Origin of the sequence: Myxococcus sp. CA039A (assembly GCF_013336645.1) — a bacterium.
GTDB lineage: Bacteria > Myxococcota > Myxococcia > Myxococcales > Myxococcaceae > Myxococcus > Myxococcus llanfairpwllgwyngyllgogerychwyrndrobwllllantysiliogogogochensis.
In genome coordinates, this window is the sequence record NZ_JABUMQ010000431.1 from 1 (window position 1) to 7,831 (window position 7,831).

The following is a 7,831-nucleotide window of genomic DNA, read 5'->3' on the forward strand; positions in this document are numbered from 1 at the left end:
CCGCCGCCCCCTGCCCTTCCGCCCGAGCGGGAGCACGCCAGCGCCCTGGCCCTGCTGGCCATGCTCCAGCGGGAAGGTCGGCTGGTGGACTTCCTCCAGGAGAACGTGGCCGCCTTCTCGGACGCCGAGGTGGGCGCCGCCTGCCGCACCGTCCATGAGGGGTGCCGCAAGGTGATGGGCCAGTACTTCACGCTCCAGCCGGTGCTCCCCCAGTCGGAGGGGGACCAGGTCACCGTGCCCGTGTCCTTCGATGCCCAGCGCATCCGCCTCATCGGCAACGTGACGGGCCAGCCCCCGCACACCGGCACGCTGCGCCACCATGGGTGGGTGACGTCGGAGGTGAAGTTTCCGGTCGTGAGCCCCGCCATGGACCCGCGAGTGCTCGCTCCAGCGGAAGTCGAGCTCGCCTGAGCGTCGCTCAGCGGACGCGCAGACCGGACAAAAAGGGAGCCCTCAAGGAGTTCAAGCCCGATATGGCCCGCTATTCCATCGGCATCGACCTTGGCACCACGCACTCCGCGGTGTCCTACTTCAACCTCGAGGACAGCAAGGCCCGGGGACGCGCGCAGTCGATGTTGCCAATCCCCCAGCTGACCGCGCCCGGCACGCTGGAAGCGCGCCCGCTGCTGCCCTCCTTCCTCTATCTGCCCTCCGCCCAGGAGTTTCCCCAGGGCAGCCTCGCCCTGCCGTGGAACAAGGACGCCACCTCCATCATCGGAGAGTTCGCCCGCTCCCACGGGGCCAAGGTCCCCACCCGGCTGGTCTCCTCCCCCAAGAGCTGGCTGTCCCATCCCGGCGTGGACCGGCGCTCGGCGCTGTTGCCGTGGCAGGCCCCGGAGGACGTGCAACGCGTGTCCCCGCTGGACGCGTCCGCGCGCTTCCTGCGCCACCTCAAGGAGGCATGGGACACGACCTTCGCCCAGGGAGATGACGAGTCCGGCAACGCGCTGGCCTCCCAGGACGTCATCGTCACCGTCCCCGCGTCCTTCGACGCCGCGGCGCGCGAGCTGACGCTGGAGGCCGCGAAGGCGGCGGGAATCGAGCACCTCACCCTGCTCGAGGAGCCGCAGGCCGCGCTGTACGCGTGGCTGGAGGCGATGGGGGAGAACTTCCGCCAGCAGGTGAAGCCCGGCGAGGTCATCCTCGTGGTGGACGTGGGCGGCGGCACCTCCGACTTCTCCGTCATCACCGTGCGAGACAGCGGCGGCGAGGTGGAGCTGCTGCGCGTGGCGGTGGGCGACCACATCCTGTTGGGCGGCGACAACATGGACCTGGCGCTGGCGCACACGCTCAACCAGCGCCTGGCCGCCGACGGAAAGAAGCTGGACCCGTGGCAGTTCAACGCCCTCACCCACGGTTGCCGGCAGGCGAAGGAGACGCTGTACGGCGACACCTCGCTCGACAAGGTGCCCATCTCCATCCCTGGACGGGGCTCGTCGCTCATCGGCGGCACGCTGCGCACGGAGCTGACGCGCGAGGAGCTGGACCGCGTCCTCACCGACGGCTTCTTCCCCGTGACACCGCTGGCGGAGCTGCCCCGCACCGCGCGGCGCATGGGCCTGGCGCAGATGGCGCTGCCCTACGCGCAGGACCCGGGCGTCTCACGGCATCTGGCGGCCTTCCTCACGCGGCAGGCCCAGGCGTTGGCGGCCAGCCACGACGCGCCGGTGGACGTGGGCGACAAGTCCTTCCTCCACCCGACGGCGGTGCTCTTCAACGGGGGCGTCTTCAAGGCGGGCCCTCTCAAGGAGCGCGTCATGGAGGTGCTCAACATGTGGCTGAAGGCGGACGGGGGGGAGCCCGCCAAGGAGCTGGAGGGCGCGGACCTGGACCTCGCGGTGGCGCGCGGCGCGGCGTATTACGGCTGGGTGCGCCAGGGCAACGGCCTGCGCATCCGCGGTGGCACGGCGCGCGCGTACTACGTGGGCGTGGAGTCGGCGATGCCCGCGGTGCCCGGCTTCGAGCCTCCGGTGAAGGCGCTGTGCGTGGCGCCCTTCGGCATGGAGGAAGGCACGCAGGCGGATGTGCCGCCGCAGGAGTTCGGCCTCGTCACCGGCGAGCCCACCAGCTTCCGCTTCTTCTCCTCCTCCATGCGGCGCGACGACAAGGTCGGCGTCATGGTGGATGACGTGGCGGACGAGCTGGCGAAGGGGGAGATGGAGGAGCTGGCCCCCATCGAGACCACCATGCCCGGACAGGCCTCGGCCTTTGGCGACCTGACCCCCGTCAACCTGCAGGCCGCGGTGACGGAGGTGGGGACGCTGGAGCTGCGGTGCCTGGAGAAAGGTGGCGCCGGACGTTGGAAGCTGGAGCTCAACGTCCGCATGAAGGAGTAGAACGCCGGCCGGCAAACGGAGGTGTATGCGAATCGTTGGCATCGACCTGGGCACCACCCACTGCGCGGTGGCGTCCGTGGACCCCGCCCGGGGCGCGAGCGCGCCCGTGGAGGACTTCCCCGTCCCTCAGCTGGTCCGTCAGGGGGAGGTGGCGCCGCGCGCGCTGCTTCCCTCCACCGTGTACGTGCCAGCGGGGCACGAGCTGAGCGCCGAGTCCCTCCGGCTTCCCTGGGGCGATGACGGCGGTCCGTGGGTGGTGGGGGAGCTTGCGCGCTGGCAGGGTGCTCGCGTGCCGGGGCGACTGGTGGCCAGCGCCAAGAGCTGGCTGTGTCACCCGGGCGTGGACCGCTCCGCGCCCATCCTCCCCTGGGGCGCTCCGGCCGACGTCCAGAAGCTGTCTCCCGTCGACGCCAGCGCCCTGCTCCTGACGCACCTGGCGCGCGCCTGGGACTTCACGCACCCGGATGAGCCCCTGTCGAAGCAGGAGGTGGTCATCACCGTCCCCGCCTCCTTCGACGAGGCCGCGCGCGCCCTCACGGTGAGCGCCGCGCGCAAGGCGGGGCTCGAGAAGTTCACCCTGCTCGAGGAGCCCCAGGCCGCCTTCTACGACTACACCGCGCGCCACCGCGCGGAGCTGGAGCAGACGCTCGCGCACGTCCGGCTGGTGCTGGTGGTGGACGTGGGCGGCGGCACCACGGACTTCACGCTGGTGCACGCGGGAGTGTCGCCCGAAGGCCCCATGCTGCGGCGCCTCGCGGTGGGTGACCACCTGATGCTGGGGGGCGACAACATGGACGCCGCGCTGGCCCGGCGCGTCGAGGAGAAGCTCCTGACGGATGGACGCCGCCTGTCCGCCACGCAGTGGACGCAGGCGATTCAGGCCGCGCGCACCGCGAAGGAAGCGCTGCTGGGCAAGGCGCCACCGGAGAAGTACGGCGTGTCGCTCGCGGGCGAGGGCAGCCGACTGCTGGGAGGAACGCTGTCGTCCGAGCTGACGCGCGAGGAGGCCCACGCGCTGGTGCTGGACGGCTTCTTCCCGCGCACCCCGCCCACGGAGCGGCCACGCCGCGCCGCGCGCATGGCGCTCCAGGAACTGGGCCTGCCGTACGTGCAGGACGCGGCGGTGACGCGTCACTTGGCCGCCTTCCTCGCGCAGCACGCGGCGGCGGGCTTCGTGGCCCTGGGAGAGACGCCTGCCTTCGAGGGCGCCCTCCCCCGCCCCGACGCCATCCTCCTCAACGGCGGCGTCTTCAACTCGCCCTGGATCTCGCAGCGACTGGTGGAGGCCGTGTCCGCGTGGTGGCCCGACGCGCCGACCATCTCCCTCTTGCGCCACGAATCGCTGGAGCTGGCCGTGGCGCGGGGCGCGGCGTACTACGGGCTGGTGCGGCGTGGTCACGGCCTGCGCATCGGCGGTGGCGCGGCGCGCGCGTACTACGTGGGCCTGCAGCGCGCGGCGGACAGCGCGGAGCAGCCCGCCCTCTGCCTCATTCCCCGAGGCTTCGAGGAGGGCCAGAAGGTCGACCTGGGTGAGCGCCCCTTCACCCTCACGCTCGGCCGGCCCGTGCAGTTCCAGCTCTACTCGACGACGAGCGACCGCATCGACAAGCCTGGGGACCTGGTGCCGCTGGCGGAGGACTTGAAGCCCCTGCCGCCCATCCACACGCTGCTCAAGGGCGCGGCGGGAAAAGTCGCGGACGTGCCGGTGCACCTCCAGGCGGCGCTGACGGAGATTGGCACGCTGGAGCTGTACTGCGTCTCCGACGTCGCGGACGAGCGGTGGCGCCTGGAGTTCGAGCTGCGCGGCACCGGCGGCTCCCACGAGCTGACCGTCACCGAGTCCATGCCCGCGCGCTTCGCCGAGGCGAAGGACAACATCGAGCGCGTCTACGGCAACAAGCCGCTGCCGCTGGGCCCCAAGGACGTGAAGCAGCTCTCACGCACGCTGGAGAAGGCGCTGGGGCCTCGCGACACGTGGCGCGTGCCGGTGCTGCGCGAGATGTGGAGCACCCTGTACGCGGGCGCCAGCAAGCGCCGTCGCAGCGAGGACCACGAGCGCGTCTTCTACAGCCTCGCGGGCTTCACCCTGCGCCCGGGCTTCGGCTATCCGCTGGATGGCTGGCGCGCGGAGCAGACCTTCAGCCTCTTCGACGCGCTGGTGCAGCACCACTCGGACAAGGCGGTGTGGACGGAGTTCTGGGTGATGTGGCGCCGCATCGCCGGCGGGCTCAACGAGGCGCAGCAGCAGAAGCTCTACGCCTACCTCCAGCCGCACCTCGCGAGGAAGGTGCCCCCCGGCGCGCCGCCTCCCGGCAAGCTCAAGGGAATCCAACCCGAGGGGTTGGAGGAGATGGTGCGCACGGCGGCCTCACTGGAGCACCTGTCGCCCTCGGACAAGGCGGAGGTGGGGCGGTGGATCGCCGAGCGGCTGAAGGCCGAGGCAAAATCTGGCGGGCCGTGGGCCTGGGCGCTGGGCCGACTGGGCGCACGCGTGCCCCTCTACGGCAGCGGCCACAAGGTGGTGGACGTGGAGACCACGGAGGCGTGGCTCACGCTGCTGCTGGAGCTCGACTTGCGGAAGATTGACGGCGCGCCGTTCGCCGCCGCGCAGCTCGCCCGCCTCACGGGAGACCGCACGCGAGACGTGGACCCGGCCCTGCGCGAGCGCGCGGCGCAGGCGCTCGTCGCCGCGCAGGCGTCGGAGACGTGGGTGCGCATGGTGCGCGAAGTGGTGGCGTTGGAAGCCGCGGATGAAGCACGCGCGCTCGGCGACACGCTGCCGGCGGGCCTGCGACTGTCGTGACGAGGGACTCGAAAACGTCCCTTCAGGTCGGCCAGGACATGGTCGACCCGGAGGGGTGACTTCGGAGCGAAGAGCCTTCAGCCCCGCGCGGGCGTTGCGGGCTCGGCGACCTCGGCGGTGGCCTTGGGAGCGGCGCGCTCGACGACCTGGAGCACCGGCGCGGCCTCGGTGGGCGCGGCGGTGGCCTCGCCCTTGCCAGCCTTGGGCTTCTTGGTGCCCGCGCCCGAGCGGCACGTCCGGCACCAGGGCTGGTTGCGGATGGCGCCGTCCGCCATCTTCCGCAGGCCGAACTGGGCCAGGGGCTTCAGGGTGCGACACTTGATGCACATCAACGAGATGAGCACCTCGTGGCCATCCGCGTCGTAGACGGCGGACTTGCGCCGCTTGCGCGGCTGGGCCTGCCCCGGCTCACGCGGCTTCGCCTTGTCCGGCGGCGGCGGCATCATCGGGGTCACTTTGTAGAGCATGTCAGTCCCTCCGCTCTCGGAGGCCCTCGCACGCAGTCCCTGATGACGGGGCCACCTCGGCACGGGCACTCGCGAGCCCTAGAGTAAGGACTCTTCCTTCCGTTGAAAACTGATCCCAGGCCGAAAAATCGGCCCGGGAGCGTTTCCGCTGATCTTTCCAAGGGTTGGCGGCCCCATTCACCGCCAGCGGATCAGCTCGCGGTCGAATTTTCAGCCCAGGTTCTCTCAGCGAGAGGCTGTGGGACACACCTGTGCGACACCGCTGTAGCGCACGCGTCCCAGCGCGGGCGTGGGCAGGACGCCCCCGTGGGAACGGCCGTAGGAGATCAGCGCCTGGCGCAGGTCCATTCCCCGGACCGGGGAGAGTTCGGTGCGCTCGGGGGGCAGCGGCCGCGTCACGCCGTCCACGCCGTCACCACCCCGGGCGAGGAAGTCCGGCACCGCCACGCGGTAGCGCTGCTCTGGCACGAGCGGCTTGCCGCCCTCCAGCGTGACACCCTGTAGCCGGCCGGGCCCGGGGCAGCGGGCCAGCGTCAGCTCCAGTCCCGACACGGCGAACACCGCGCCGCGCTCCACCCCATGGGCCAGCTCCAGCAGGTGCCGCAGCTCGGTGCCGGTGAGCGTGAGCACGGCCACGGTGTTGTCGAAGGGCAGCGCCTGGTAGACGTGGCCGAAGGACAGCGTCCCACCTGGCAGGTCGGCCCGGATGCCTCCGGGGTTCATCACCGCGGCGTCCGCGCCGGCCGCCTCGCGCAGCGCATCCGCGATGAGGTTGCCCAGGGCGCCCTCCTCCGTGAAGCCGCGCGCGAGGGGCGAGGCGCAGGAGACGCCCGACGCACGTCCCTGGGACGCATCGACCTCCGCCAGCGTGGGCGCGAGCAGCAGCGTCACTTCCGCATCCGGCTGCATCGGGGTGCCCAGGAAGACCGCGGGCGCGAGCTTCACCTCGGCGCGCTCGCGCAGGCGCCGTGCATCACAGCCGCCATGAGTCGCTTCCACCTGGGTGCACAGGGGAATGGCGGCCTGGATGCGAGTGAGGGACGGGTCCACGCGGCGGCGCACGGGGTCCACGAAGAGTTCCACCACGCCCAGCGAGCGGGCCTGCCCTGTCGTCTCGATGATGGGCACCCCGTCGAAGAAGTGGCCCATCGTCTGGTGCGTGTGCCCCGCCACCACCGCGTCCAGCGTGCCCTGGGGCAGCGCGGCCAGCATGTCGAGAATCTCAGCGTCGCCCCTGTCGCAGCTCGACGTGTCCCGGGGGTTGCGCATGTCGGAGCACTGGCCGCCCGCGTGCGCCACCGCCACCACCACGTCCGCGCCGCGCTCACGCAGGGAGCGTGAGGCCTCGAGCGCCGAGGACGCCAGGGGCGCGAAGCGCAGCGAGGCGACGTTGGCCGGATTGGTGACGCTCGGGGTCGACTCGGTGGTGAGGCCCAGCACGCCGACGCGAAGGCCCTTCACCACGACGATGTGCGTGCCGTCGTTGCCCAGCCACGCGGGAGTCTTCCCCGTCGTCGCGTCGCGGAGGTTGGCGGACAGGAACGGAAAGCGCGCTTGCTTCACGCGCGCCTTGAGAGCGCCGAGCGGGTCCTCGCCAGAGCCCGAGGCCATGGGCGCGGGCCCCACGGGCCCGTAGTCGAACTCGTGGTTGCCGATGGCCGCCGCCGTGAACCCCAGGTGGTTGTACACGTCGACGACGATGGCGCCCTCGGTGAGGTTGGACGCCAGCGTGCCCTGGAAGAGGTCGCCACCATCCAGGAGCAGCACGCCTCCGGGGTTGTCCTCGCGCAACCGCGCGACATACGCGGCGAGGGTGGCGGCGCCGCCCTCCTCCACCGTCCGACCATCCGCGAGCCGCGCGCGGTGCGGCTCCACCTGCCCGTGGAAGTCGTTGAGGCCCACCAGGGTGATTCGCACTGGTGAAGCGGGAGGCGAGGAGACAGGCGCGGAGGGCTGGGTGCCGGCGCAGGCGGCGGCACAAGTCACGAGCGCGAGGAGGAAGGGACGCGAGGAACGCATGAGCGGCCGCACTTCATCGTGCCCCGCGCCCCATGGCAACGCGCTTCAGCGCTCGCGGCGTCGGCGCACCGACAACCCCAGGGCCAGCAGGCCGAGGAGCACACTACCGGGCACGGAGGCGGCGGCACACGTGCAGCCAGACGTGTCGTTGTCCAGGTCGATACCGCCACCGCCCGGCGAGGGGCGCCCGCCGCCCCCTCCGATTC

General features: G+C 71.7%; 6 protein-coding genes. 3 read left to right on the plus strand and 3 right to left on the minus strand.

Going from position 1 to position 7,831, the window contains the following annotated elements; all coding sequences use genetic code 11:
• From HR086_RS42405 to HR086_RS42415, 3 genes are all read left to right on the plus strand, one after another.
• Positions 1 to 411: DUF2760 domain-containing protein (locus HR086_RS42405; RefSeq protein WP_174468472.1), on the plus strand; the 411-nt coding region annotated here is incomplete at its 5' end.
• Between the two features lie 62 nt (positions 412 to 473).
• Complete coding sequence (locus HR086_RS42410; protein WP_141645567.1) at positions 474 to 2,336, plus strand: Hsp70 family protein; 1,863 nt, start codon at positions 474 to 476, stop codon at positions 2,334 to 2,336.
• A gap of 25 nt (positions 2,337 to 2,361) precedes the next feature.
• Complete coding sequence (locus HR086_RS42415; RefSeq protein ID WP_174468473.1) at positions 2,362 to 5,139, plus strand: Hsp70 family protein; 2,778 nt, start codon at positions 2,362 to 2,364, stop codon at positions 5,137 to 5,139.
• A gap of 77 nt (positions 5,140 to 5,216) precedes the next feature.
• On the opposite strand, the gene HR086_RS42420 is transcribed toward HR086_RS42415, so the two are convergent.
• From HR086_RS42420 to HR086_RS42430, 3 genes are all read right to left on the minus strand, one after another.
• Positions 5,217 to 5,606: a hypothetical protein gene (locus HR086_RS42420; RefSeq protein WP_141645569.1), complete on the minus strand. Its 390-nt coding sequence runs from the start codon at positions 5,604 to 5,606 to the stop codon at positions 5,217 to 5,219.
• A 225-nt stretch (positions 5,607 to 5,831) separates the two neighbouring features.
• Entirely contained in the window at positions 5,832 to 7,625 is a 1,794-nt protein-coding gene (locus HR086_RS42425; protein ID WP_174468474.1) for a bifunctional UDP-sugar hydrolase/5'-nucleotidase, read from the minus strand.
• Between the two features lie 45 nt (positions 7,626 to 7,670).
• A complete protein-coding gene (locus tag HR086_RS42430; RefSeq protein WP_373564426.1) occupies positions 7,671 to 7,829 on the minus strand; it encodes an MYXO-CTERM sorting domain-containing protein in 159 nt (52 codons plus the stop codon).
• Positions 7,830 to 7,831 lie beyond the last annotated feature (2 nt).